Below are 26025 nucleotides of genomic sequence, written 5' to 3' on the forward strand. Positions count from 1 at the left end.
CTGTTGAGTTCTCAAGGAACGGACGCTTCCTTCGGACCGCCTTCCAGCGGGCCCTCCGGGCGCTTCGTTCTTTCGTGTTTCCAGCTTATCAGATGCTTTCCGCTCCGTTTTCCGGAGTTTCATTTATCCGATATGGCTTTCGCCTTTCGGCGCTCCCGAACTCTATCAGAGTTTCTCGGTCCGTTTTCCCGGTCGCTCTCGAATTCAGATTCGAGGACTTCCTTGGGGCTCGTCCCGTGGGGCAACCCGGAGAACATTACGCACCGGGTCGCCCCACGTCAAACCAGCCTCAGCAGGGGCCGGAGGAGGCTCAGACCTCGACCACGACCGGCAGGATCATCGGCCGGCGGCGGTAGTTGTCCGCGACCCACTTGCCGATGGTCCGGCGGACCAGCTGCTGCACCTGGCGGGGCTCCAGCACGCCGTCGCTGGCCGAGCGGTCCAGGGCCTCCTGGAGCTTGGAGGCCACGGGGACGAAGGCGCTGTCCTCGATGCCGGAGCCGCGGGCCTGGATGGTCGGGCCACCGACGATCTTGCCGTTGGTCGAGTCGACCGCGACGAAGACCGAGATGAAGCCCTCCTCGCCGAGGATCTTGCGGTCCTTGAGCGAGGCCTCGGAGATGTCGCCGACCGAGGCACCGTCCACGTAGACGTAACCGGCCTGCACCTTGCCGACGATCCGGGCGACGCCGCCCTCCAGGTCCACGCAGACGCCGTCCTCGGCGATGACCACGCGGTTGCGCGGCACGCCGGTGGCGACGCCCAGCTCGGCGGCGGCCCGCAGGTGGCGCCACTCGCCGTGGACCGGCATCAGGTTCCGCGGCTTGCAGATGTTGAAGAAGTAGAGCAGCTCGCCGGCCGAGGCGTGGCCGGAGACGTGCACCTTGGCGTTGCCCTTGTGCACGACCTTGGCGCCCCAGCGGGTCAGGCCGTTGATCACGCGGTAGACGGCGTTCTCGTTGCCCGGGATGAGCGAGGACGCCAGGACGACGGTGTCGCCCTCGACGATGCGGATCTGGTGGTCGCGGTTGGCCATCCGGGACAGCGCCGCCATCGGCTCGCCCTGCGAACCGGTGCAGATCAGCACGACCTCCTTGTCCGGCAGGTCGTCGAGCTGCTTGACGTCGACGACCATGTTGCCGGGGACCTTCAGGTACCCGAGGTCGCGGGCGATGCCCATGTTGCGGACCATCGAGCGGCCGACGAAGGCGACCTTGCGCTTGTACTCGTGCGCGGCGTCCAGCACCTGCTGGATGCGGTGCACGTGGCTGGCGAAGGAGGCGACGATGATGCGCTTCTCGGCGTTCGCGAAAACGTTGCGCAGTGCGGCCGAGATGTCCCGCTCGTGCGGGATGAAGCCGGGGACCTCGGCGTTGGTGGAGTCCACCAGCAGCAGGTCCATGCCCTCCTCCGCCAGCTTGGCGAAGGTCGGCAGGTCGGTCAGTCGACCGTCCAGCGGCAGCTGGTCCATCTTGAAGTCGCCGGTGGCCACGACCATGCCGGCGGGGGTGCGGACCGCCACCGCGAGGGCGTCCGGGATGGAGTGGTTGACCGCGATGAACTCGCAGTCGAAGGGGCCGATGCGCTCGCGCTCGCCCTCCTTGACCTCCAGCACGTACGGCCGGATGCGGTGCTCGGCGAGCTTGGCCTCGATCAGGGCCAGGGTCAGCTTCGAACCGATCAGCGGGATGTCCGGGTTCTCCCGCAGGAGGAAGGGGACGGCGCCGATGTGGTCCTCGTGCCCGTGGGTGAGGATGATGCCGTCGACCTTGTCGAGGCGGTCCCGGATGTAGCTGAAGTCCGGGAGGATCAGGTCCACGCCGGGCTGCTCGTCCTCGGGGAAGAGGACGCCGCAGTCGACGATCAGGATGCGGTCCCCGTACTCGAGGACCGTCATGTTGCGGCCGATCTCGCCGAGGCCGCCGAGCGGAGTGATACGGAGGGCGCCCTCCTTCAGTGCCGGAGGCGCGCCGAGCTCGGGATGCGGGTGGCTCAAAAGACTCTCCTCACGACGCACGCCATATGCCCGGGGTCCTCCCCCTGGAGACATATGGCGTGCGTACTCAGTGTCGTTTTCCTACTGGGTCTGTGCTCTCGCGCCTTCGGTCCGGTCCAGCGGCGGACCCCGTGAGGGTCCGGCGAGCCGGGGCGCGCACGTCTGTGTCTGCTACAGGTGTACCCCGCCGGCGGCGAGATCCTGCTTCAATCGGTCGATCTCCTCGGGCGTCGCACCGACCAGCGGCAGCCGCAGCGGGCCGGCCGGCAGGCCCTGGAGTTCCAGCGCGGCCTTGGAGAGGATCACGCCCTGGGTGCGGAACATACCCGTGAACACGGGCAACAGGCTCTGGTGGATCGCGGTGGCCTTGGCCACATCGCCCGCCAGGTAGGCCTCGATCATCGCCTTCAGCTCACCGGCGACCACGTGCCCGACGACGCTGACCACGCCGACGGCTCCGACCGACAGCAGCGGCAGGTTCAGGATGTCGTCGCCGGAGTACCAGGCGAGGTCGGAGCGGGCGATCGCCCAGGCCGCGGCGCCGAGGTCGCCCTTGGCGTCCTTGTTGGCGACGATCCGCGGGTGCTCCCCGAGCCGGACCAGCGTCTCGTGGCTCAGCGCGACCCCGCTGCGGCCCGGGATGTCGTACGCCATGACCGGCAGGCCGGTGGCGTCGGCGACCCGGGTGAAGTGCCGGTACAGGCCCTCCTGCGGGGGCTTGTTGTAGTACGGCGTGACCACCAGCAGGCCGTGCGCCCCGGCGGCCTCCGCCTGGCGGGCCAGCTCGACGCTGTGGTGGGTGTCGTTGGTGCCGACGCCGGCCACCACGTGGGCCCGGTCCCCGACCGCCTCCACCACGGCGCGGACGAGCTGGGCCTTCTCGGCGTCGCTGGTGGTCGGGGACTCACCGGTGGTGCCGTTGACGACGAGACCGTCGTTCCCGGAGTCGACGAGATGCGTGGCGAGGCGCTGGGCGCCGTCGATGTCGAGTCCGCCGTCGGCGGTGAACGGGGTGACCATCGCGGTCAGCACCCGGCCGAACGGCGTCTGGGGGGTGGAGGTCGGAGCCATGCGTCCAAAGCTACTCGTAGGCGGTGGGGCGGCACCCATGCCGGTCCATGGTTCGGACAGGTGCAGCAGGTCAGGGGCAAAGAGATGGGATCCCGGTGCTGCCCGCTCGGGGGTTCGGGCAGCACCGGAATCCGTGGTCACGAATGTATGGAGCGGCTAGAAAAGCCGCAATCCAGACATGCCCGACACTCTGCCCATATGCCTGTCGTCCCAGGTCAGGGGGCGACTCGCCCGTGCTTCTCGAAAGCCGCATGGGTGAGCGGCATGAGCCGGGCCCACTGCTCCTCCATCTGCTCGGCGACCATCTCGATCTCGCGCTGCGGGAAGGACGGCACCGCCGAGTTCTCCCGCCGGGTGCGCAGCGAGAGGAAGTGCATCAGCGAGCGCGCGTTGCAGGTCGCGTACATCGAGGAGAACAGGCCGACCGGCAGCACCGCACGGGCCACCTCGCGGGCCACGCCGGCCGCCAGCATCTCCTGGTAGCGGGCGTACGACTCGCGGTACGCGGCCTCCATCGCCTCGGCGGTGGTCTTGTGCTGCTCCGGGGTGCCCTCGGTGAACTCGTACTTGCCCGGGCGGCCCTCCTGGACCAGCTTGCGGTCCTCGCCGGGGACGTAGAAGACCGGCTGCAGCTCGCGGTAGCGGCCGGACTCCTCGTTGTACGACCAGCCGCTGCGGTGCCGGTGGAACTCGCGGAACACGAAGATCGGCGCACTGATGAAGAAGGTCATCGAGTTGTGCTCGAACGGCGTGCCGTGCCGGTCCCGCATCAGGAAGTTGATCAGGCCCTTGGACTTCTCCGGGTCCTGCTGGAGCGCCTCCAGGGACTGCTCTCCCGCGGTCGAGACCCGGGCCGCCCAGATGACGTCCGAGTCGGCGGCGGCGCTGCGGACCAGCTCCACCGTCACGTCGCTGCGGAAGCTGGGGGCCGTCGGTTCGTCGCTCACGCGTTACTCCTTGCGGGTTCGGTGCTGTGCAGCTTGATGGCGTGCTGCATGGTCTTGCGGGCGCGCGGGGTGTCGCCGGCGTCGGCGTAGGCCACGGCGAGGCGGAACCAGACCCGCCAGTCGCCCGGCGAGGCCTCCGCCTCGGCCTGGCGGCGGGCGAACACCGCGTCGGCCGAGGCCCGGTCGATCCGCCCGCCGGTGGTGCGCTTCAGCTCGTCCACCGGCAGGCCGCCCTCGGCCTCCAGCTCACGGGCGAGCTGCTCGCTGGACCGGCCGAACCGGACGGTCTGGCGCAGGAACCAGACGCCGATCACCGGGATGACGAAGGCGCAGACGCCGATGCCGATGCCGAGCGGCTTGCCGGTGGCGATCAGCTGGACGCCCTCCCCCACGCAGAGCAGGGCGACCACCAGCAGCACGCCGGACAGGACGAAGAAACCGGTACGAGAGGTCATCGCGGGCTCACAGGTCCAGGAAGTGTTCGAGGCCGAGGGTCAGCCCCGGCGTCTCGACGACCTTGCGCGCGCCCAGCAGGATGCCCGGCATGAAGCTGCTGTGGTGCAGCGAGTCGTGCCGGATGGTGAGCGTCTCGCCGGTGTCGCCGAACATCACCTGCTGGTGGGCGAGCAGGCCGCGCAGCCGTACCGCGTGCACCGGCACCCCGTCCACGTCGGCGCCGCGGGCGCCGGGCAGGCTGTGGGTGGTCGGGTCCTGCTGCGGGGGGCGGCCGGCCTCGGCGCGGGCTGCGGCGATCAGCTGGGCGGTGCGGGTGGCGGTGCCGCTGGGGGCGTCGGCCTTGCGGTCGTGGTGCAGCTCGACCACCTCGACCGACTCGAAGTACCGGGCGGCGATCTGCGAGAACTTCATCCCGAGGATCGCGCCGATGGAGAAGTTCGGCGCGATCAGCAGGCCGAGCTCCGGGGCCTGGTCCAGCCAGCCGCGGACGGTGGCGAGCCGCTCGTCCGTCCAGCCGGTGGTGCCGGTGACCACGTGAATGCCGTGGTGCAGGCAGTAGTCCAGGTTGCCCATCACCGAGTCCGGGTGGGTCAGCTCGACGGCGACCTGGGCCCCGGCCCCGGTCAGCTCCTCCAGCTCGGAATCGCGGCCGAGGGTGGCCACCAGCTCCAGGTCCGGCGCGGCCTCGACGGCCTTGACCGCCTCGGAGCCGATCCGGCCCTTGGCGCCGATCACGGCGACACGCAGCGTCATAGCGAAAGTCCTCTCACCAGCAAACTCAGACCGGGCAATCTCAGACCAGCAGATCGGCGAGCTTGGCGGCCCGCTTGTCGTTGACCGGGCCGATCAGTGCCAGCGACGGCCGGTACGCGCCCAGCACATCACGGGCGACCGCGTGGACGTCGTCCAGGGTCACGGCCGCGATCCGCTCCAGCATGTCGTCCACCGACAGGTGGTGCCCGTAGCTGAGCTCGGCCTTGCCGATCCGGTTCATCAGCGAGCCGGTGTCCTCCATGCCGAGCACGGTGGAGCCGGAGATCTGGCCGATCGCGCGGTGCAGCTCCTCCTCGGTGATGCCCTCGGCGACCACCTTGGCCAGCTCGGCGCGGCAGATCCTGAGCACCTCCTCGACCCGCTTGGGCTGGCAGCCGGCGTAGATGCCGAACAGGCCGCTGTCCGCGTACGAGGACGAGTACGAGTAGACCGAGTACGCCAGGCCGCGCTTCTCCCGGATCTCCTGGAACAGCCGGGAACTCATCCCGCCGCCCAGAGCCGCGTTGAGCACGCCCATCGCCCAGCGGCGCTCGTCGTGCCGGGGCACCCCGGGCACGCCCAGCACCAGGTGGGCCTGCTCGGTGGAGCGGTTGAGCACCTCGACCTTGCCGGCCGTGCGCAGCGCCTTGACGCCGCGGCGGGCCTCGGCGGGGGCGGCTGCCGAGCGGGCCAGCACCGGGGCGAAGGCCTGCTCGACCTGTTTGACCACCTTGCGGTGGTCCAGGTTGCCGGCCGCGGCGACGACCAGGTGCTCCGGACGGTAGCGGCGGTGGTAGAAGCCGGCGATCTGGTCCCGGGTGAGCGCCTTGATGGTCTCCTGGGTGCCGAGGATCGGGCGGCCTAGCGGGCCGCTGCCGTAGATCACCTTGGCGAACAGGTCGTGGACCACGTCGCCCGGGTCGTCCTCGGCCATCGCCATCTCTTCCAGGATGACACCGCGCTCGGCCTCCACGTCCTCGGTGCGGATCAGCGAGCCGGTGAGCATGTCGCAGACCACGTCGATGGCCAGCGGCAGGTCGGTGTCCAGGACCCGGGCGTAGTAGCAGGTGTTCTCCTTCGCGGTGAAGGCGTTCATCTCGCCGCCGACCGCGTCCAGGGCGGCCGAGATGTCCAGCGCGCTGCGCCGCTCGGTGCCCTTGAAGAGCAGGTGCTCCAGGTAGTGGGTCGCGCCGTTGAGCTGCGGGGTCTCGTCCCGCGAGCCGACGCCGACCCAGATGCCGAAGGTCGCGGAGCGCACCGTCGGCAGGGTCTCGGTGACGACCCGCAGGCCGCCGGGCAGGACGGTGCGGCGCACCGTGCCGGCGCCGTCGACGCCCTTGAGCAGGGTCCGGGTGGTGCCGGGTCGCTGCTTTACCGCCGGGGCCTGGGCCACGGTGGGTACCTCCAGACAAAACGTACGCGGGAAAGGCGCGTACGGACGAACGCGTGGACAACAGGGTGCGGCCCGCACGCCGGGAGGCGTACGGGCCGCAAGGGTCAGCTAGCGGCGCTTCACTCGGAAGCGGCCTCGCCGCCTTCCTCGCCCTCGATGACCGGGATCAGGGAGAGCTTGCCGCGCGGGTCGATCTCGGCGATCTCGACCTGCACCTTGGCGCCGACGCCGAGGACGTCCTCGACGTTCTCCACGCGCTTGCCGCCGGCCAGCTTGCGGATCTGCGAGATGTGCAGCAGGCCGTCCTTGCCCGGCATGAGCGAGACGAACGCGCCGAACGTCGTGGTCTTGACCACGGTGCCCAGGTAGCGCTCGCCGACCTCCGGCATGGTCGGGTTGGCGATCTGGTTGATCGTGGTGCGGGCGGCCTCGGCGGCCGGGCCGTCGGCGGCACCGATGTAGATGGTGCCGTCGTCCTCGATCGTGATCTCGGCGCCGGTGTCCTCCTGGATCTGGTTGATCATCTTGCCCTTGGGGCCGATGACCTCGCCGATCTTGTCCACCGGGATCTTGATGGTGATGATGCGCGGCGCGTTCGGGGACATCTCGTCCGGGGAGTCGATGGCCTCGTTCATCACGTCGAGGATGTGCAGGCGGGCGTCGCGGGCCTGCTTCAGCGCGGCGGCCAGCACCGAGGCCGGGATGCCGTTGAGCTTGGTGTCCAGCTGCAGCGCGGTGATGAAGTTGCGGGTACCGGCGACCTTGAAGTCCATGTCGCCGTACGCGTCCTCGGCGCCCAGGATGTCGGTCAGCGCGACGTAGTGGGTCTCACCGTCGACCTCCTGCGAGATCAGGCCCATGGCGATGCCGGCGACGGCGGCCTTCAGCGGCACACCGGCGTTCAGCAGCGACATGGTCGAGGCGCAGACCGAGCCCATCGAGGTGGAGCCGTTGGAGCCGAGCGCCTCGGAGACCTGGCGGATGGCGTACGGGAACTCCTCGCGGGAGGGCAGCACCGGCAGGATGGCGCGCTCGGCCAGGGCACCGTGGCCGATCTCGCGGCGCTTGGGCGAGCCCACGCGGCCGGTCTCGCCGACCGAGTACGGCGGGAAGTTGTAGTTGTGCATGTAGCGGCGACGCGTCTCCGGGGAGAGCGTGTCCAGCTGCTGCTCCATGCGCAGCATGTTCAGCGTGGTGACACCCAGGATCTGGGTCTCGCCGCGCTCGAACAGGGCCGAGCCGTGGACGCGCGGGATGGCCTCGACCTCGGCGGCCAGGGTGCGGATGTCGGTGACGCCGCGGCCGTCGATGCGGACCTTGTCCTTGATGACGCGCTCGCGGACGATCTTCTTGGTCAGCGCGTTGTAGGCGGCGCTGATCTCCTTCTCGCGACCCTCGAACTCGGGGAGCAGCTTCTCGGCCGCGACCGCCTTGACGCGGTCCAGCTCGTTGTTGCGCTCCTGCTTGCCCGGGATGGTGAGGGCCTGGGCCAGCTCGTCCTTGACGGCGGCGGTCAGCGCGGCGAGGACGTCGTCCTGGTAGTCCAGGAAGACCGGGAACTCGGCGGTCGGCTTGGCGGCCTGGGCGGCCAGCTGCGACTGCGCGGCGCACAGCACCTTGATGAACGGCTTGGAGGCCTCGAGACCGGCGGCCACGACCTCCTCGGTCGGCGCCTCGGCGCCGCCCTCGACCAGCTTGATGGTCTTGTCGGTGGCCTCGGCCTCGACCATCATGATCGCGATGTCGCCGTCCGGCAGGACGCGACCGGCGACGACCATGTCGAAGACGGCCGACTCCAGCTCGGAGTGGGTCGGGAAGGCCACCCACTGGCCCTTGATCAGCGCGACGCGCACGCCACCGATCGGGCCGGAGAACGGCAGGCCCGCCAGCTGGGTGGAGGCGGAGGCGGCGTTGATGGCGACCACGTCGTACAGGTGGTCGGGGTTGAGCGCCATCACGGTGCAGACGACCTGGACCTCGTTGCGCAGGCCCTTGACGAAGGACGGGCGCAGCGGGCGGTCGATCAGGCGGCAGGTGAGGATCGCGTCCTCGGAGGGCCGGCCCTCGCGACGGAAGAACGAGCCGGGGATGCGGCCCGCGGCGTACATCCGCTCCTCGACGTCCACCGTCAGCGGGAAGAAGTCGAAGTGCTCCTTCGGCTGCTTGGACGCGCTGGTGGCCGACAGCACCATGGTGTCGTCGTCCAGGTAGGCCACGGCGGAGCCGGCGGCCTGACGGGCCAGACGGCCGGTCTCGAAGCGGATGGTACGGGTGCCGAAGGAACCGTTGTCGATCACGGCCTCGGCGTAGAACACGTTCTCTTCCACCTGGAAGATCTCCTCTTTCGTACGTCTCCGGGAGAGCGTCCCCGCGCACTGCCTCGGGTTGGCCCCTGGGCCCTCCTGCCAGGGAGGGCGGCAGTCGGGCCGGTCTTCGATCGAAGCCTCCGGGGTGCCCCGCTCGGCTGCGGGGGTTCCGGGGGCCACTACCGAGGACCGGCGCCTCACGGCTGCCGGGCCGGGACGGGCGGTCCGCGTCTGGACGCTCTCTCGGATGCGGGCGGCTTCCGTTTGAAGCCTTCGTCCCGCGAGGGGTTCGGGTCTTTCTGCCCGGGTGGCGCGCTGGTGCGCCATCACCCGGCATGCCCACAACCCTACGGTGCAATCCTCGGCCACCTGGGGAGGTGCGCGCGAGTTGTTATGTCCGGGCGCCGCGGTTCAACCGCCGCGGCATACGCGCGAGGGGCGGCTCCCCGGTGTGGGGAGCCGCCCCGAGCGGCGTTCTCAGCGGGCGCCGCCGGCGGCACCGCGGCGGATGCCCAGGCGGTCGACGAGCGTACGGAAGCGCTCGATGTCCTTCTTGGCCAGGTACTGGAGCAGACGGCGACGCTGGCCGACCAGGATCAGCAGGCCGCGACGCGAGTGGTGGTCGTGCTTGTGGGTCTTGAGGTGCTCGGTCAGGTCCGAGATGCGACGGGACAGCATGGCCACCTGAACCTCGGGGGAGCCGGTGTCGCCCTCCTTGGTGCCGAACTCGGCCATGATCTGCTTCTTGACGTCAGAGGCGAGAGCCACTGCAACTCCTTCAAGGTCGTACCGAGCGGTCCTGGTCGACAACACAGGACTCTGTGAGAACTCGGTGTCGTGACGGAGCGCGGCCGGCGGTCTGCGCCCCACCCGGGGGAGGACACACGGCTGCGCTCGGAGGCCAAGCGTACCAGTGTCTCCCACCCGGCCGGTCGGCGGGCCTGATGGGAGGCACTGTCGGGTGGTACGGGCCCCGGCTCAGCCGGTGGCGCCGCGGACCAGCCGGTAGATGTTCAGGACGGCGAGCGCCAGCGGGACCAGGGACATCAGGGTGAGGCTGTCGACCAGGTCCAGGATGCGCCCCCAGAACGGGGAGACGCCGAGCCGGGGCACCACCAGGGCGATCGCGGTGAGCAGCGCCGCGCCGAAGGCGATCGAGGCGCCCAGCCAGATGGTGCGCAGGTCGAGCTCGGTGGTGGAGCCGGCCGCGCGCAGGAAGAACTGCGGGGTGTGCAGGGACAGCCCGACGATCAGCAGGCACAGGCCCAGCAGGCCCGCGACGGTGAGGCTGAGGACCTGCGCGGTGTAGCGGAACAGCCGGGCGCGCAGCATGGTGGCGATGCCCAGGGCGAGCGCGAGCAGCTCGGGGAAGGTCCGGTCGGTGAAGGCCAGGACGGCGCAGGCGCCGACCACGACCGCGGCGCAGCCGCCGACCAGGCCGACCAGCACCTCGTGGCCGCGGCGGGCCTGGTGGGCGATCTTCTCGTACTGGACCGCCTCGGCGCGCTCGGCCTCCTCGTCGTAGTCCCGGCTGCGGGTTCGGGTCTGGCCGGGGGCGCTGAAGCCGACCGGCAGCCGGGCGAAGCGGGCGGAGAGGCTGGGCAGGAAGCCGATCACGGCGACGGCCGCGACACCGGTGACGGCGGCGATGTTCCCGGCCGCGGTGTCCGGCATCAGCACGGCGGTGAAGGTGGCGAGCGAGCCGGCGACGGCGACGAAGGCCGCGGCGACGAAGGCGGCGTCCTTCTCCGGCAGCAGTCCGGCCAGCAGCACGGAGACCACCAGCACGGCGACGCAGCCGGTCAGGAACTGGAGCCGGCCGGGGCCGTCCCACGTGTGGGCGACGGCGAGGATGCCGCTGCCGCCGATCATGGCGTGCGGCAGGGCGCCGAGGCCGAGTGCGAGGGCGGAGTGGGCGTCCTGGTAGACCCGGGCGCGCACCCCGGCGAGCGCGGTGAGCACGACGGCGGTGACGCCGGCCAGGATGCCGGGCAGGCCGTGCATGTCGTGGCGGACGTCGGAGAACCAGAGCGCGAAGCCGAGCAGGGTGAGCAGCACCCCGGCGCCGATCAGGCCGAAGCCGCGCATGAGGTCGACGGTCCAGAACCGGCGGTCGGCCTCGACGGCGCTGGCGATGGCGTCCGCGACGTCGTCGTAGACGGCCGGCGGGAGGGACTCGGCGAACGGGCGCAGCGCGAGCAGGTCGCCGTCGCGGACCTGCTGGGCGCCCAGCGGCAGGCTGCTGTCGAGCACGGTGCCGTCGCGACGGACCAGGTGGAAGCCGGTGGGGGCGCCCTCGGGCTGGCTCTGCTTGGCCAGCCGCAGCACCTCGGGGTAGACGTCCGCGAGCGGGACGTCCTCGGGCAGGGCGACGTCGATCTTGCGGTCCGGGGCGACGACGGTCACCCGGCAGTAACCGGTGGCGGCCGCGGAACTCATCGCCGCACCTCGATCCTTCGACGCACTGGGCGCTCCCCCTTGTTGACGGTGCCGCGGCACGGCCGCGCGCGGTGTGGCTGTGGAACCGGCCCGGCCGGGCCGCGAGTTGGCGCGGCGTTACCCTACCCGCTCGGTTCGTGCCCGGCGCCGCTGCGGGGCGGTGCACGGTGCGGGGGCGGCCGGGGCCGGATCCCGCCCCTATGTAGGATCGGCGCCTGCGCAAGGTAGTACGGGGGCTGCGCTGTGTGGGGCGTCCTCAGCCACAACATCCCGTACGGGCCGTACGCAGTCGCGTGAGGGCTGATGCCGAAGTGATCGATCGACGCCGCGGGGTGGATGACGCATGGGTGTGATCACGGTCAAGCGACCGGCCAGGGCCTACCCGCCGACGGTGCCGGACGAGCCGGTGGAGCTGGTGACTCCGCCCGAGCTGCCCCGGCAGGGCGGCGAGGACTGGCTGATGAGCATCCTGCCGATGCTCGGCATGGGCGGTTCGGCGGTGTTCTTCTTCTCGCCCGGTGCGGCCGCCCCGATGAAGGTCATGGGCGGTCTGATGATCGCCTCGACGGTCGGCATGGTGCTGGCCCAGATCGTGCGGGCCCGCAAGGGCGGCTCGACCGCGATGGCGGACGAGCGGCGCGACTACCTCAAGTACCTGCAGCAGACGCGCCGTCAGGTGCGCCGCACGGCGGAGAGCCAGCGCGGCGCGCTGCTGTTCCTGAACCCGGCGCCGGACCAGCTGTGGTCGATCGTCGAGGACGGCCGGCGGCTGTGGGAGCGGCGGACCACGGACGGCGACTTCGCGCAGATCCGGGTGGGCCTCGGGCCGGTGCAGCTGTCCACCCCGCTGGTGGCGCCGCAGACCGCGCCGATGGACGAGCTGGAGCCGCTGTCGGCGGCCGCGATGCACTCCTTCCTGAAGGCGCACGGCACCCTGCAGGACCTGCCGCTGGCGGTGTCGCTGCGGGCCTTCTACCACATCACGGTGTGCGGCGACCCGGACTCGGTGTACGGCAACGTGCGCGCGATGATCGCCCAGTTGACCACCCTGCACTCGCCGGACGACCTGATGGTCGCGGTCGCGGCGGCGCCCGGCGCGGCCGAGGAGTGGGGCTGGACCAAGTGGCTGCCGCACAACCAGCACCGCAAGGAGGCCGACGGCGCGGGCTCGCGCCGGCTGTTCGCCGCCGACCTGGGCGACCTGGAGTTCCTGCTGCAGGACGAACTGGCCGGCCGCCAGCGATTCGTCCGGGACGCCGCGCCCGCGGCGGACCAGCCGCACATCGTGGTGATCATGGACGGCGCCGGGGTGCCGCACGACTCGGTGCTGGCCGGCGCCGAGGGCGTCCAGGGGGTGACCGTCATCGAGGTCGTCCCGGGTGACGTGGACGAGCCCAGCGGGCACCTGATGGTGACGGTCAACTCCGAGGAGCTGGTGCTGCGTTCCGCCTCCGGCGCGACCTACACCGGCAAGCCGGACCTGCTCTCGGTCTGGCAGTCCGAGGCGCTGGCGCGACAGTTGGCGCCGTACCGGATCTCGGCCGGCGGCGACGACGAGCCGCTGCTGTCCAACCTGGACTTCACCGACTTGATGAACTCGGGCGACCCGGGTTCCTTCGACGTGAGCCGCAGCTGGCGCACCCGCCCCCAGCACGAGCGACTGCGGGTGCCGATCGGCGTCGGCGCCAACGGCGAGCAGGTCTACCTGGACATCAAGGAGGCCGCGCTGGAGGGCATGGGCCCGCACGGCCTGTGCGTCGGCGCGACCGGTTCCGGCAAGTCGGAGCTGCTGCGCACGCTGGTGCTGGCGCTGGCGATGACCCACTCCTCGGAGACGCTGAACTTCGTGCTCGCGGACTTCAAGGGTGGCGCCACCTTCTCCGGCATGGCGGACATGCCGCACACCTCCGCGGTGATCACCAACCTGGAGGGCGAGCTCACCCTGGTCGACCGCATGCGCGACGCGATCGAGGGCGAGCTGCAGCGCCGCCAGGAGCTGCTGCACCGCTCCGGCAACTACGCCAACATCCACGAGTACGAGCGGGCCCGGGCAGCCGGCGCGGCGCTGGACCCGCTGCCCTCACTGGTGCTGATCATCGACGAGTTCTCCGAACTCCTCACCGCCAAGCCGGACTTCATCGAGATGTTCATCCAGATCGGCCGCATCGGCCGATCGCTGGGTGTGCACCTGCTGCTGGCCTCGCAGCGCCTGGAGGAGGGCAAGCTGCGCGGCCTGGACACCTACCTCTCGTACCGGATCGGTCTGCGGACCTTCTCGGCGGCCGAGTCCCGGGCGGCGATCGGCGTGCCGGACGCGTACCACCTGCCGCCGGTGCCGGGTGTCGGCTACCTGAAGTTCGGCGAGGACGTGATGGACCGGTTCAAGGCCGCGTACGTCTCGGGGCCGTACCGGGCGCCGGGGCAGCAGCGGTCGACCGGCGGACGGCGGGTGAACGCCCACCCGGTGGAGTTCACCGCGGCCTACGTGGACCTGCCGGACCCGGTGGAGGAGGAGGCGCCGCAGGCGCCGGAGCAGGACGACGCGCTGGTGGACACCGTGCTCGACGTGTTCGTCCAGCGGATGGCCGGCCAGGGCCCGGCCGCCCACCAGGTGTGGCTGCCGCCGCTGGACGAGGCGCCGAGCATCGACCACCTGCTGCCGCCGCTGCAGGTCGTCCCGGAGCGCGGGCTGACCGCGCCGGGCTACCCGGGCGGCCGGCTGCGGACGCCGATCGGCGTCGTGGACAAGCCGCGCGAGCAGAAGACCGACATCCTGGAGGTCGACTACGCGGGGGCGGCCGGCCACGGTCTGATCGTGGGCGGCCCGCGCTCGGGCAAGTCGACCGTGGCGCGCACCGCGGTCGCCTCCTTCGGCGTCACCCACACCCCGCGCGAGGTGCAGTTCTACCTGCTGGACTTCGGCGCGGGCAGCTTCCAGTCGCTGACCGGGCTGCCGCACGTCGGCGGGGTGGCCGGGCGTCTGGACGTGGACAAGGTGCGTCGGATGGTCTCCGAGGTGCACGGGGTGATGAACCGGCGCGAGGAGCTGTTCCGGACGGCCGGGATCGACACGATCGGGACGTACCGGGCCCGCCGGGCGGCCGGACAGCTGCCCGACGAGGCCTTCGGCGACGTGTTCCTGGTGATCGACGGCTGGAACACCTTCAAGCAGGAGTTCGAGGCGCTGGAGCCGGTCATCGGCGACATCGCCCAGCGCGGCCTCGGCTACGGCGTCCACCTGGTCATCACCGCGACCCGCTACGCGGAGGTCCGCCCGGCGCTGAAGGACCTGCTGCAGAACCGCATCGAGCTGAAGCTCGGTGACGCGATGGAGTCCGAGGTGGACCGCCGGGTGGCGCAGAACGTCCCGCCGCTGGCGGGTCGCGGCGTCACCGCGGAGCGGCTGCACTTCCTGTCCGGCCTGCCGCGCCTGGATGGCTCCTCCTCGGTGGAGGACCTGCAGGACGGCGTGGCCGGGCTGGTCAGCGCGATCGACGGCGCCTGGACCGGCCCGCGCGCCCCGCAGGTGCGCATGCTGCCGGCCATGCTGGACGGCGACTCGCTGCCGAAGGGCTTCGAGCACCCCGAGCGTGGTGTCTCCTTCGGCGTGGACGAGGCCGAGCTGGCGCCGGTGTTCGTCAACTTCGAGACCGACCCGCTGTTCATCGTTTTCGGCGACACCGAGTCGGGGAAGTCGGCGCTGCTGCGCATGCTGGTCAAGCAGATCACCGAGCGCTACACGCCGGAGCAGGCGGGCATCGTGGTCGGCGACTACCGGCGCGCGCTGCTGGGCACCGTGCCGCCGGAGTACCTGGTGGAGTACGCGGCGGCGCAGCCCGCCATGTCGGCCGTCGTGGACATGCTGCGCGGGGCCTGCGCCCGCCGCCTGCCCGGCCCGGACGTGACCGCCGAGCAGCTGCGCAACCGCAGCTGGTACAGCGGCAAGGACATGTTCGTCGTCGTCGACGACTACGAGCTGGTCGCGACCAGCTCGGGCAACCCGCTGGCACCGCTGGCCGAGTTCCTGCCGTTCGCCCGGGACATCGGCCTGCGGGTGATCGTGGCCCGCAGCGCGGGCGGCGCCGGGCGCTCGCTGTACGAGCCGGTGCTGCAGCGGATGCGCGAGCTGGGCGGGCAGGGCGTGATCCTCTCCGGCAACCGGGACGAGGGCGCGCTGCTGGGCACGGTCAAGCCGCAGGCGCTGCCGCCGGGCCGGGGCGTCTACGTGTCACGCCGCGCCACCAACGGGCAGATGGTCCAGACGGGCTGGCTGCCGGTGGTGTGACCGCACCGCCGCTACGGACCGTGATCGAAGGGGTCGGACTCCCGGGAGTCCGACCCCTTCGCCGTCCCAGGTGCTGAAACGTTACCTAGTTCTTTCCGGACCGGGGCTGCGGTTCCCGTACCCGGCCCGGGAGTTGCCCCGCCCTTCGAAGGTGCCTGGGCGTCATGCCATCCGACTGGATCGCTACCTTCGAATGGCTGCCTGCAATGCGAAATTCACCTTCGATTCATCCTCTATGCGGCCGAGGTAACAAGTCGGACAAACCGCGCGACGACCCTACGTGATCATCAGATCGCATGTTTATGCGCTTCACCGCAACGGATTCCGAAGCAGTTCCGGCGTTGACGCGATCAATACGCCCAAGGTTCCATTGCGGCCCGGGAGCGACCGGAACAGACCCGAGCAACCAGCCAGCGGAGGCGATACCGCTCCCATTCCAAGGACCGCTAAGAGTCGATCGGAAGCCACATGACCGACACGCTTCGCCCGCCACAGACCGTAGCCGCCACGGCGGCCGAGGCAGCCGCCCCCCAGCAGCTCAAGCGCTCGATCGGCGTCGTGGGCGGCACACTGCTCACGCTGTCCTGCGTCACCCCGGCCTCGACGCTCTTCGTGATCGTGCCGCAGCTGTTCTCCAGCATCGGCAGCGCCACCGCCATGGCCATCGCCATCGGCTCGGTGCTCTGCATCGCGGTCGCGTTCTGCTACTCCGAGCTGGGCACCCTGATCCCCAGCGCCGGCGGCGAGTACGCGATGGTCGGTACCCTGGCCGGACGGCTCGCGGGCTGGCTGGTCTTCATCCAGTCGCTCATCGTGGTGATGATCGTCCCGTCGGTCATCGCCCTCGGCACCGCCGACTACCTGGCGCCCGTCCTCCACGTCGACAAGCCGATCGCCGGCGCCGCGGTCATGCTGGCCGCCACCCTGGCCGGCCTGCTCGACCTGCGGGCCAACGCCTGGATCACCGGCATCTTCCTCGTCCTGGAGGTCGTCGCCGCCGGCGTCGTCTCAGTGCTCGGCTTCGCCCACAGCAACCCCGACCACCCCAGCCTGCTGCACGGCGTGGTCGCCGGGGACGGCGGCGCCGTCAGCCCGGTCCGCATCGGCGCCATCATCGGCGCGCTCGGTATCGCCCTCTTCGTCACCCAGGGCTTCTCCACCGCCGTCTACCTGTCCGAGGAGCTGGAGAACCCGCGCCGCACCGTCTCGCGCACCGTGCTGTGGACGCTCGGCCTCTCCAGCGCCATCATCCTGATCCCGGTCGTCGCCATCACCGTGGGCGCCCCCGACCTGCAGACCCTGGCCTCCGGCGACATCTCCGGCATGGTCACCGCCTGGAGCAACTCCGCGGTCGGCACCTTCATCAGCCTGTGCATCGCGCTGGCCATCATCAACGCCGGCATCGTGATGGTCATCCAGAACTCCCGGGTGCTGTTCGCCTCCGCCCGTGACAAGGCCTGGCCCGAGCCGGTCAACAAGGCCTTCGGCACCCTCGGCCGCTTCGGCTCCCCGTGGATCGCCACCCTGGCGGTCGGCCTGCCCGGCGCCGCGCTCTGCTTCGTCAAGGGCGAGCTGCTCAGCAACATCACCGGTGTCGCCGTCACCGCGATGTACCTGCTGGTCGCGATCGCCTCGCTGCTCTCCCGGCGCGGCCACCACAAGCACGCCTCCGCCTGGCGGATGCCGCTGTGGCCGGCCGTCCCGGCACTGCTGGTTCTCGTGCTGGTCTACATCATGATCCAGCTGGACGCCGAGCCCCTGCTGTGGACCGGCGGCATCACCGCCGCCGCCACCCTCTACTGGCTGTTCTACCTGCGCCCGCGGCAGGCCACCCACTGGGTGATCAGCCTCCCCGAGGACCAGCAGGGCTGACCCCCGCTCCCCCACATCCCTCCCCCACACGGCGGTGCCCCGGGCTCTCCTCCAAGCCCGGGGCACCGCCGTGTCCGTACCGCTACCGCTACTTCTTCAGCTTCCAGACCGGGGCGGCCGCGATCGCCTGCATCTGATCGTTGGTCAGCACCGGGGCCGTGCGGGTCGCCGGGGTCTTCTGGGTGCCGCTGTTGAACGAGCTGATCACCACCCGCAGACCGTCCGGGTGCAGGGTGTCGACGGTCCACATGCCCGGGTTGCCGCCCTCCTTGCGGATCACGAGCTTGGTGCCGTCCGGCAGCGTCTGGGCGTTGCCGAACAGCTGCCCCTTGACGTCCTCGCTGTGGCTCCAGTCCTGCACGTTGAGCTGCACCAGGGACTTGCCCTTGCCGTCGTCGAGCACGAAGTTGGCGTAGCCGAAGCCGTCGCCGTCGGTCTCGGTCTCGGTCAGCCCGGCCGGCAGCAGCTTGGCGACGTTCTGCAGGATCTCGGTCGCGCTGTACTCCTTGCCGGTGTCGCGGGCCTTGACCGGCTTCGGCTCCGGGATCGCGGCGATGATCCGGTCCCAGGACTTGTCGGTGACGACCGCCTTGAGCTGCTCCGGCGACAGCGGCGGAGTCGGGCGGCTGTCCGGACTGCCCTTCTCGGCCGGGGAGTTCCACTCGGACAGCTCGATCTGGCGGCCGTCCGCACCGATCAGCTTGGCGTTCCACCACTTGGTGGAGACGTGCTTGTCGGGATACTCGTAGCCCTGGAAGATCGTCAGCGAGCCGCCGTCCGGCAGGGGGGTGCTGGTGCAGGCGTCGTACTGGACCAGCTTCTTGTCCGGGCAACCGTTCTGCGTGAGGTTGGGGTCGTTCTTCCCCAGGCGGCCGAGCGAGATGCCCATCGCGGCCTGGCCCTGGCCGTCGTCGAAGAGCAGTGTGGCGCCGGCCGCGATGCCGCCGCCGTACGGCTTGCCGGGCGTGGGCTCGGTGCCGGTGCCCTTGCCGTCGGCGGTCTGGCCCTTGGGCAGCAGGGCCTGGAAGGTGGCCAGCACCTCGTCGCCGGAGGCCGAGGCCGTCGCCGGGGAGGCGGTGGCGGAGGCCGAGGCCGCGGCCGAGCCCGCGGAGGCCGGGGTCACCGCGGCGCTGGAGCTCGCGGCCGCGGAGCTCGCGGCGGCCACCGTGCCCGCGCCGGAGGAGGAGGTGGCACCGGTCAGGTACACCGCACCGGTGCCGACCAGGGCGAGCGCGGCGGCGCCGCCCACCACTGCGACGGTCGAACGGCGGCGCCAGCGGCGGCGGCCGCGCTGGTACCCGCCCGCGACCAGGTCGGCCTGATCGACCTGCTCCGGGCGGAAGCCTTCACCGGTACGGGTGATGGCGTAAAGAAGGTCGTCCTCGAACTTGTCTGGTTCGGACATGGTTGATCACCGTCTCCTTGCGTCACGAATGTGGTCGGCGGACCGTGCGAAAACGTTCAGTGGGCGGCGAGTTCGGCCAGCGAGTCGCCGAGCAGGGAGCGCAGCCGGGCCAGCGCCCGGGTGGTCCGGGTGCGGACCGCACCGGAGGAGACCCGCAGCACCTCGGCGGTCTCCTCGACGCTGCGGTCCTCCCAGTAGCGCAGCACCAGCACGGCGCGGTCCTTGGCCGGCATCTGCCCGAGCGCGTCGAGCAGGGTCAGCCGCAGACTGCTGTCCGCGTCGCGCCCCTCCGGCTCCGGCAGCGCCTCCGTCGGGCGCTCGCCGCTGGACCGGCGGCGCTGCTGGGCGATGAAGGTGCGCACCATGACGGTGTGGGTGTAGGCCGCGGGGTTGTCGATCCGGCTCCGGCCGCCGGTGAAGGCGCTGCGCCGCCAGAGCACGTACATCCGGCTGAGCGCCTCCTGAACGAGGTCCTCGGCGTAGTGGGTGTCCCCGCTGGTGAGCAGACAGGCCGAGCGGTACAGGTGTCCGGTGCGGCTGGAAACGAGTTCCAGGAACTCGGCGTCCTTGGCCTCCCGGCCGCCCCTGATCCACCCCATGCCCGCCGCTCCCCCTCGTCCGCGCTCCCTGACACTTCTTCGATGCGGTGAGCGGCCGACGGTGTTACAGACGTTTCACAGGATTTTTCCGAGCAGTCGCGAGGCGCGGATTCAGTCGGCGGACTTGCGGCGCTGGTCACGCAGCACGACACCGCCACCGATCAGCAGCGCGACCAGCAGCGCCCCGACGGCGACCACGTACGTCGCGGTGCGGCCGTCCCGGTCGGCCTGGGTCTCGCCGAGGCCGACCGGCCGCGGCACGATCGGGGCGGCGGCCAGCTGCACCGGGGCGTCCGGGACGGGGGCGGACGGCGCGACGTCGGGCGCCTTGGTGACGGCCTTGACCGGGTCCACCACGCCCCAGCCGGTGAACCGGTTCGGGTCGCGCTCGGTGCGTTGGGCGGTCTGCTCGATCCAGGCCCGCACCTGGGCCGGCTTCCAGTCCGGGTGGGCGCCGACCAGCAGCGCGGCCAGCCCGGAGACGTACGGGGCGGCGAAGCTGGTGCCGTTGTCCACGCACTGGCCGCCCCCGGGCACGGTGGACAGCATCTCGACACCGGGCGCGGCCACCTTCACGAAGGAGCCGTACTGGGAGAACGGCGCGCGCTCGTTGTTGCGGTCGGAGGCGCCCACGGCCAGCACGGTCGGGAAGGCCCCCGGGTAGGTGTCGCCCTCCTTGCCGTCGTTGCCGGTGGAGGCGACCACCACGATGCCGGCCGTCTCGGCGGACTGGATCGCGACCTTCAGCTCCTGGTAGCCGCCGAAGTGGGCGTCGCCCGCGCCGCGCACGTCCTGGGAGATGTTGATGACCCGGATCGGGGGTTTGTCCTTGTTCTTCGGGTCCTCGTCGTACTTGACGGCCTCCGTGATGGCCGCGACGAGGCTGGAGACGTCGCCGTTGCCCTCGCTGTCGTTCTGCCGGACCGAGTAGATCTGGGCGTCCGGGGCCAGCCCGACGAAGCCGGTCTTGTCACTCTTACGGGCGGCGATGATGCCCGCCACCTTGGTGCCGTGGCCGACCGGGTCGTTCTTGGAGGTGCCCTCGACCGGCTGCTTGGTCTCCTTGTTGACCAGCAGGTTGGAGCCCTGCAGCACCTTTCCGGCCAGTTGCGGGTTCTGCTCGTCCACCCCGGTGTCGATGACCGCGACCACCACGCCCGCGCCGGTGGTCTTCCCGCCCTGCCAGAGCTCGTCCAGCAGTATCCGCTGCAGCGACCACGGCACGGTCGGCACGTCGGGGGCGGGCTTGGGGCAGTCACCGGCGGCGGCCAGTCCGGGCCCGCCGTCCGCGTACGCCGGGGCGGTGAGCGGGCCGCCCAGCACCACGAGCACGGCCAGCGCCGCGGCCGTCCTACGGAACCCGCGTCCGGACACCCTGCCACCCCTCATGTTCTCCACCCGTGCCACGCGCCGAAGGGCGGGTGCCCGGAACCCGGGTACCCGCCCCTGTCGTTCCCCTCCGGGAACCCTCGGTCAGCCGCCGTTCCAGAGATTGGCGTTCTTGGTCTCGGTCTGGTTGTAGTGGACCGCGGCGGACTCCAGCGAGCTGGCGATCTTCGCACAGGTCTGCTGCAGCTCGGAGGCGGCCAGGTCCCACTTGGCCTGCTGGGCGTTGTAGCCCTGCTGGGCCTGGCCCTGCCAGCTCTGCGCGATGGCGGTGACCTCCCTGCGCAGATCGGTCAGCATCGTGTCGATGCGCTTGGCCGAGTTCTGGACCTCCTGGGACGCGTTGTGGAGGGTCTGGAAATTGACGAGGATCTGGTCGGTCACAATGTCTCCCTTGACGAGGATGCGGAGCACCCCGCGCTCAGCCGCGGGCGCCCCGTCGAGCGGAAGGTCGGAACAGCGCAGTGATCAGCGGTTCGGCGATCAGCCCTGCTGGCCGAACAGCGCCTTCTGCTCCTCTTCGGCGCTCGCATAGTGCTTGGTGGTCAGCTCGATCGCGTGCTGGATCTTGGTCAGCGATTCCTTCAGCGCCTTGACGTCGTCGTTGACCCGGTTCTGCAGGGTCGTGTAGGCGTTCGCCGCCTGGCCCTTCCAGCCGCCGGTGATGTTGTCGACCGTGCTCTGGAGCTTCGCGCGCTCCTGCTCGATGCTCCCGACCGCCGCCTCGATCTTCTTGGCGAAAGCCGTCATCTCCTGCGCAGTCATCGTGAACTGACCGTCAGCCATGCTCCACCGTCCCCCATGAGACAAACATTGTGTGTGCGGAGGGCCTCACGGTCCCCCGCTGCATCACCCGTGTGATGTCCAGCAGCACTGTAGTCGGCACACGCAACTCACCCAACATCGAGCGCTGAGTAGTTACCAGACCATGACACTGGTGCCAATTCCGTTGCCCGGCTTGATCGGTCAGGCGTTCTGCGGCTGCGCGGCGCTCTTCGCGGTCAGCGGCGGACCCGCCGGAACCAGGTTCGACCACTGCTGCGGCACCGGCAGCGGCTGGAGGCTCGGGTAGCCCAACCGCGCCTGGTTGCCGCCGGGTTGGTCGTCCGGGTTCTGGGTCGGCTGCCCGTCCGGGTTCGGGGTGCCCGGCTGCGCGCTCGGCTTCGGCGAACCGCTCTGACCGGCGCTGGGCGAGGCGGTGGGGCGACCGCCGTCACCGTTGGACGGAACGGCGTAGCGCAGGCCGGTCTCGGTGATCAGGAAGTCGGTGCCGGAGCCGCCCGTCCCGTTGTCCATCGCGCGGTAGAACAGGCCATGACCCGGCGTCACGTACGCCGCGCCCGCGCCGTTGTTGTACGGCGCCGGGTACGCCGTACCGGCCCAGACGCTGCGCTTGGGCGTACGCCCGTCCTCGGCCAGGCCATCGAAGGTGCTGCAGACGACCAGGCGGGCGTCCTGGCGGTCCTGCCAGTTGTTCACCGGCGCACCGGACTTCAGCGGCCAGTCGTCGACGGTACCCGGCAGCCGGGTGTCGGTGTTGAGCTTGGACTGCTCGTCCGGGGTCATGTCGTCGCTGCGCGGCTTCTTGTCCTGGTCGTACTTGTAGAGCATCTGGTTGGCCGGGTTCTGCCGGATCAACTCCTCCTGGAACGGGGTGATCAGGTAGAGCCTGTCCTTGCCGACCACGTAGTGGCGGTCCTGGTAGTGCACCAGCCGGCCGATCCGGCGGTCCGCCTGGTTCCCCAGCTCCACCTGGGAGTTGGGGCCCTGGGAGTCGGCCGTCCCCTTGACCTCCGGGAAGGTGATCGGGGTGGCGGCCACCAGGGTGTCCAGCCACTCCCGCTTGACCCGCTGCGGCACCGCGTTGGGCCCGAAGACCGCGGTGATCAGCGCCTTGCGCTCCTTGTCGTCCGACTGCGGCAAGCCGATCTCGTGCTTGCGACCCTGCGCGTCGACCAGGAACACCTTCGCGCCGCCCGCGGCCGGCTGCCCCGCCACCGGAGCGGCGGAGACCTGCTGGTCGTCCGCCTGCTGCACCAGCATCAGCTGGTCCTGACCGAGCACCCGGTCCTTCGCCGACAGGGCCGCCGCGTCCTGGCCCGCCGCCACGAACAGCGCCTGGTTGACGGTCTCCTGCTTGTCGTCCGATCCCGGGCGGTCGCAGACCGCCCACTTCATCGGCTGGCTCGCGTTGTCCTTGCTCGGCAACTTGTCCGGGGCGTACGGGATGCCGATCGTCGGACCGTGGTTGGGGTAGCGGTCGAGCACCCCGTCGTCCACCACCACGACTTTGGCCTCGGCGGGCAGCACCAGCCGCGCCGAGGACATGTTCAGCACCTGGTGCAGCCGCTTGGTCTTTCCGTCCGGGTCGGTCAGCACCACGTACCGGGTGGTCGACTGCTTGCCCTGGATGATGTTCTTGCCGCTGTCCCACTGCAGCGGGGCGGCCGGCTTGAACACCCCCCAGAGCCCGAAGCCGGCCACGGCCAACGTCCCGACCAGCACACTCGGCAACACCGCCTTCACCGGTCGCGGCGCGTCCTCGTCACTGCCGCCGCCGGCGGGCAGCAGGAACGCCCCCACCGTGCGCTTGCGGGCGAAGGTGTACGCGTTCAGCTCGTCCCGGCGCGATGCCATCCTCGTCGTCCCCCTTGTCAGACGTGTGCCAGGCGTGGTCGGTCCCCGTCGGCCCGACCTGCCCCGTGGTCCGCACCCGCCGGGCGGGATCCGACTCGAACCCTCTACGATGCGGCAGCAGACGGTGAGTACGGTACGGGTACGGTCCGCGAACCAGCCAGCCGGGCCGCGACAACGGATCAGAGAGGGCCACCGGGGGATGCCAAGCCAGACCGCTCCAGGACGCCGCGGCACCGCAGGCGGCGGGAGGTCACGCCGGTCCGGACGGGCCCGCGGCGGCCCTTCCGCCCCGGCCGCCGCCGTCCACCCGCCGACGGCCACCACGGCCGGCGGCCCCGTCCAGGTGCGCGTCAACCCCCGCCCCGGGCTGCTCGGTGGGCGCCTGAAACTCCAACAGCTCGTGCTGGTCGAGGTCGCGGCCGCCCTGGTCGCGGTGGGCTGGACGATCAGCCGCCCGGTCGCGGCCGGCTTCGGCGCGGTCTCGCTGGTCCTGCTGGTGCTGGCGGTCGTCCCGCTGCGCGGGCGCACCATCCCGGAGCTGCTCCGGGTCCGCTCCGCCCTCAAGTCCCGCCGCAAGCAGGCGAAGTCGTTGCTGCCGCCGCCCGGCACCGACCCGGCCCTGGCGCCCGCGCTGGAGCTCGAACCGGGGCTGCGCACCTGCACCCACGCCACCGAGGCCGAGTTCGGCGGCCGCCCGATCCGCCGGGAGACCGGCATGGTGGGCGACGGCACCTTCCTCAGCTCGGTGCTGCTCGTCCAGGCCAAGGACCAGCCGCTGCGCCCGGTGCGCACCGCGCTGCCGCTGCCGCTGGACGTGATCTGCTCGGCGCTCACCGTGGACGACATCACCCTGGAGTCGGTGCAGCTGGTCCAGCACACCCAGCCCGCCCCGGCCCCGCACCTGCCCGAACAGTCGCTGGCCGCCCGCGCCTACCGCGAACTGCCCGACGGCACCTCCACCCCCGGTCTGCGGCTGACCTGGATCGCCCTCAAGCTCGACCCGGAGCGCGCGGCCACCGCCGTCCGGGCCCGCGGCGGCGGCGAGGAGGGCGCCCGCAAGGCACTGCAGCGGGTCACCGACCAGCTGGCCGGGCGGCTCAACAGCGCCGGGTTCAACGCGACCGTGCTGGACGAGCGCGAGCTGATCGCCGCCCTGGCCATCGCCACCTGCGCCAACCCGATCGCGGTGGCCGGGCGTCAGGGCACCGGCAGCGGCGGCGGCACCACCCGCCGCACCCAGGAGGGCAACCGCTTCTGGCGGATCGACGACCGCTGGCACAGCACCTACTGGATCTCCCGCTGGCCGCAGCTGAGCCGCCCCGACGGCGCCCCCGGCCGGATCGGCGCCCCGGACCTGGTCAACCTGATCACCGGATCCCCGGCCCTGGCCAGCACCTTCAGCCTGACCGCCGCGCACGGCACCGGCGACTCGGTGACCGTCAGCGGACACCTGCGGGTGACCGGGCGCAGCGAGAGCGAGGTCGGCCAGGTCGGCCGCCAGGTGGAAACGCGGGCGCAGAGCGCCGGACTCGGCCTGGTCCGACTCGACCTGGAGCAGGCCCCCGGCATGCTCGCCACCCTGCCGCTGGGAGGAGCGTCCTGATGGCATACCAGACCTACCCCGCCCCCGGCCCGACGCCCGGCGCCGAGCAGCGACGGGTCCGGCCGCGGATCCTGCCCGGCTTCGGACTGCGCGGCCCGCGCCGGGAGAAGCACGTGCTGGAGGCCGCCGACCTCTCGGCGCTGGCCTTCCCGGTCGGCGACGACGGCGTGGTCATCGGGGTCGACCCGCAGGGACTGCCCGCGGTACTCGGCCTGTTCCGCCCCACCGCGTACGACCTGGTGCTGGTCGGCGGCATGTGGACGGCGCAGATCATCGCGCTGCGCGCGGCCGCGATCGGCGCCCGGGTCGCCGTGGAGACCGCCCGCGGGCAGCTCTGGGGCCCGATGGCGCAGGCCGCCGGCGGCGGACAGCCGTGTGTGACGATCCACCAGGTCGGCCGGCTCGGCCCGCAGGGCGCCTCGGTGGCCTCGCCGGTGCTGGTGGTGCGCGACCTCGGCGCCCGCCCGCCGCGCAGTCGGCTCTCCGCCGCGCCCTGGCAGACCACCCTGACCCTGCTGCCCTACCTGGGCCCGAACGCCTCCCGGGTGCTCAACGCGGCCGACCTGGTCGGTGTGCAGCGGATCTCCCCGCAGGAGGCGGAGCTGACCGGCCGTGTGCTGTCCCTCCCACCGGAGGACGTGGCCGCGCTACCGACCCTCGGCGACGACCTCACCCTGTGGGCCACCCGGATGCGGCGTCAGTACGTCCGGGCCGTGGCCGGACAGGCCGAACAGCAGGTGCTCGGCGGCCCGCGCCGGATGGACTGAGCCGGCCGTCCCGGGCCGGTCGATCCCGGTCCGGGACGAAGCCGCCTTCAACGGGGGTAGCCGTACGGCCTAGTCTTTGTTACGGCAACGGCACCGCTGAACAAGCGGCG

Annotated in this window: 19 protein-coding genes; 4 read left to right on the plus strand and 15 right to left on the minus strand. The window is 71.1% G+C overall.

All coding sequences use genetic code 11. From position 1 onward, the window contains the following. Positions 1-310: 310 nt before the first annotated feature. From ACH4E7_RS36030 to eccD, 9 genes are all read right to left on the minus strand, one after another. Positions 311-1996 (minus strand): ribonuclease J, encoded by a 1686-nt coding sequence (locus ACH4E7_RS36030; RefSeq protein WP_396253404.1) that lies wholly within the window; start codon positions 1994-1996, stop codon positions 311-313. Positions 1997-2167: 171 nt separating this feature from the next. Continuing rightward, positions 2168-3067, minus strand: a complete 900-nt coding sequence (gene dapA / locus ACH4E7_RS36035; RefSeq protein WP_396253405.1) for a 4-hydroxy-tetrahydrodipicolinate synthase — start codon at positions 3065-3067, stop codon at positions 2168-2170. A gap of 215 nt (positions 3068-3282) precedes the next feature. After that, a complete protein-coding gene (gene thyX, locus ACH4E7_RS36040; protein ID WP_355674560.1) occupies positions 3283-4014 on the minus strand; it encodes an FAD-dependent thymidylate synthase in 732 nt (243 codons plus the stop codon). Beyond that, complete coding sequence (locus tag ACH4E7_RS36045; protein ID WP_396253406.1) at positions 4011-4469, minus strand: hypothetical protein; 459 nt, start codon at positions 4467-4469, stop codon at positions 4011-4013. Before ACH4E7_RS36045 ends, thyX begins: the two co-directional genes overlap by 4 nt. 7 nt (positions 4470-4476) lie before the next feature. Then, entirely contained in the window at positions 4477-5223 is a 747-nt protein-coding gene (dapB, locus tag ACH4E7_RS36050) for a 4-hydroxy-tetrahydrodipicolinate reductase (protein ID WP_396253407.1), read from the minus strand. 40 nt (positions 5224-5263) lie between these two features. After that, the gene (locus tag ACH4E7_RS36055; protein ID WP_396253408.1) at positions 5264-6616 is read right to left on the minus strand and encodes a M16 family metallopeptidase; all 1353 of its coding nucleotides are present in this window, start codon (positions 6614-6616) and stop codon (positions 5264-5266) included. Between the two features lie 119 nt (positions 6617-6735). Beyond that, positions 6736-8943: a polyribonucleotide nucleotidyltransferase gene (locus ACH4E7_RS36060; RefSeq protein ID WP_396253409.1), complete on the minus strand. Its 2208-nt coding sequence runs from the start codon at positions 8941-8943 to the stop codon at positions 6736-6738. Between the two features lie 456 nt (positions 8944-9399). Then, positions 9400-9690 (minus strand): 30S ribosomal protein S15, encoded by a 291-nt coding sequence (gene rpsO / locus ACH4E7_RS36065; RefSeq protein WP_030062424.1) that lies wholly within the window; start codon positions 9688-9690, stop codon positions 9400-9402. Between the two features lie 210 nt (positions 9691-9900). After that, positions 9901-11361 (minus strand): type VII secretion integral membrane protein EccD, encoded by a 1461-nt coding sequence (eccD, locus tag ACH4E7_RS36070; RefSeq protein ID WP_396253410.1) that lies wholly within the window; start codon positions 11359-11361, stop codon positions 9901-9903. Positions 11362-11704: 343 nt separating this feature from the next. Here eccD and eccCa point away from each other — a divergent pair, with 343 nt between their 5' ends. Beyond that, positions 11705-15646, plus strand: coding sequence for a type VII secretion protein EccCa (gene eccCa / locus ACH4E7_RS36075; RefSeq protein ID WP_396253411.1), 3942 nt, complete (start codon positions 11705-11707; stop codon positions 15644-15646). Positions 15647-16114: 468 nt separating this feature from the next. Next, positions 16115-17518 (plus strand): APC family permease, encoded by a 1404-nt coding sequence (locus ACH4E7_RS36080; protein WP_396253412.1) that lies wholly within the window; start codon positions 16115-16117, stop codon positions 17516-17518. An 88-nt stretch (positions 17519-17606) separates the two neighbouring features. On the opposite strand, the gene ACH4E7_RS36085 is transcribed toward ACH4E7_RS36080, so the two are convergent. The 6 genes from ACH4E7_RS36085 to ACH4E7_RS36110 form a co-directional block, all read right to left on the minus strand. Further along, on the minus strand, positions 17607-18923 hold the full coding sequence (locus ACH4E7_RS36085) for a hypothetical protein (protein ID WP_396253413.1): 1317 nt from the start codon (positions 18921-18923) through the stop codon (positions 17607-17609). Between the two features lie 56 nt (positions 18924-18979). Further along, positions 18980-19522 (minus strand): SigE family RNA polymerase sigma factor, encoded by a 543-nt coding sequence (locus tag ACH4E7_RS36090; protein ID WP_396253414.1) that lies wholly within the window; start codon positions 19520-19522, stop codon positions 18980-18982. Positions 19523-19633: 111 nt separating this feature from the next. Next, the gene (gene mycP / locus ACH4E7_RS36095; protein WP_396253415.1) at positions 19634-20911 is read right to left on the minus strand and encodes a type VII secretion-associated serine protease mycosin; all 1278 of its coding nucleotides are present in this window, start codon (positions 20909-20911) and stop codon (positions 19634-19636) included. A gap of 84 nt (positions 20912-20995) precedes the next feature. Next, positions 20996-21292, minus strand: a complete 297-nt coding sequence (locus ACH4E7_RS36100) for a WXG100 family type VII secretion target (RefSeq protein ID WP_396253416.1) — start codon at positions 21290-21292, stop codon at positions 20996-20998. A gap of 99 nt (positions 21293-21391) precedes the next feature. Further along, a complete protein-coding gene (locus tag ACH4E7_RS36105; RefSeq protein WP_396253417.1) occupies positions 21392-21694 on the minus strand; it encodes a WXG100 family type VII secretion target in 303 nt (100 codons plus the stop codon). 180 nt (positions 21695-21874) lie between these two features. Further along, the gene (locus tag ACH4E7_RS36110) at positions 21875-23545 is read right to left on the minus strand and encodes a type VII secretion protein EccB (protein ID WP_396253418.1); all 1671 of its coding nucleotides are present in this window, start codon (positions 23543-23545) and stop codon (positions 21875-21877) included. A gap of 199 nt (positions 23546-23744) precedes the next feature. Between ACH4E7_RS36110 and eccE the strand changes: the two genes are divergently transcribed. Both eccE and ACH4E7_RS36120 read left to right on the plus strand, forming a co-directional pair. Continuing rightward, positions 23745-25148 carry a type VII secretion protein EccE gene (gene eccE, locus ACH4E7_RS36115; RefSeq protein ID WP_396253419.1) on the plus strand — a complete coding sequence of 468 codons (1404 nt, stop codon included), beginning with the start codon at positions 23745-23747 and terminating at the stop codon, positions 25146-25148. Further along, positions 25148-25915: a hypothetical protein gene (locus ACH4E7_RS36120; RefSeq protein WP_396253420.1), complete on the plus strand. Its 768-nt coding sequence runs from the start codon at positions 25148-25150 to the stop codon at positions 25913-25915. Before eccE ends, ACH4E7_RS36120 begins: the two co-directional genes overlap by 1 nt. Positions 25916-26025: the final 110 nt, after the last annotated feature.

The organism is Kitasatospora sp. NPDC018058 (genome assembly GCF_044327205.1).
GTDB lineage: Bacteria > Actinomycetota > Actinomycetes > Streptomycetales > Streptomycetaceae > Kitasatospora.